The organism is Pseudomonas sp. SAS7, from assembly GCF_052112345.1.
Taxonomy (GTDB): domain Bacteria; phylum Pseudomonadota; class Gammaproteobacteria; order Pseudomonadales; family Pseudomonadaceae; genus Aquipseudomonas; species Aquipseudomonas putida_Q.
Genome location: NZ_JBEGGO010000056.1, coordinates 1 through 613 on the forward strand (window position 1 = coordinate 1; position 613 = coordinate 613).

1 protein-coding gene is annotated in these 613 nt (G+C 60.4%); it reads right to left on the reverse strand.

The genetic code is table 11. The annotated features are described in order from the left end of the window. On the reverse strand, positions 1 to 613 hold a 613-nt coding region (locus ABI582_RS28665), incomplete at both ends, for an immunoglobulin-like domain-containing protein (protein WP_442120989.1).

The window sequence follows — 613 nt, forward strand, 5'->3', positions numbered from 1 at the left end:
CGGCAGGCCGTCTTTGTTGGTTAGCGTGATCGTGTAGGTGATCTCGCCACCTTCGATGACCGACTGGCTTGCGGTCAGCTTGGCCACAACTTCGTCGATGGTGTCGGTCACTTGAACGGTGGCCGCACCGCCCAATTGCAGGTTCTCGAAGGTAGCGCCAGTGGCGTCTACCGCAGAATTGATGCCCAGGCTGATTTCGCCGGAGTCTTTATAGACGTCATCGCCCTGCGCGTCGTGGGTGTACGGCGCGCTGGTTTCGCCGGCCTTGATGGTGACTTGGGCATTGTTGCTCAGGGTCACGACCAGGTCGTGGTCCAGCGGTTGGTTGATGTGCACGGTGAAGGTCGGTTTGACGTTCTCGGCCACCGAAGTCTGGTCGGCGGTAATGGTGACCTGCACCAGGTCGCCTTGGTTGCCAGTGCCCGGAGTACCCGAACCTGGTTCGTCGGTCACGGTGGTGCTGACTGGAGTTTTGTCCAGAGTCAGCTGCTCGAACTTGCCGACGTCAGCGCCAGCAACAGTGGCGATCGACTGTACCACTGGGGTGTTGCTGCCAACGTAAACGTTGTCCGGAGCAGTCACGGTGATCGAGCCGCTGGTGCCATTGGCCGGT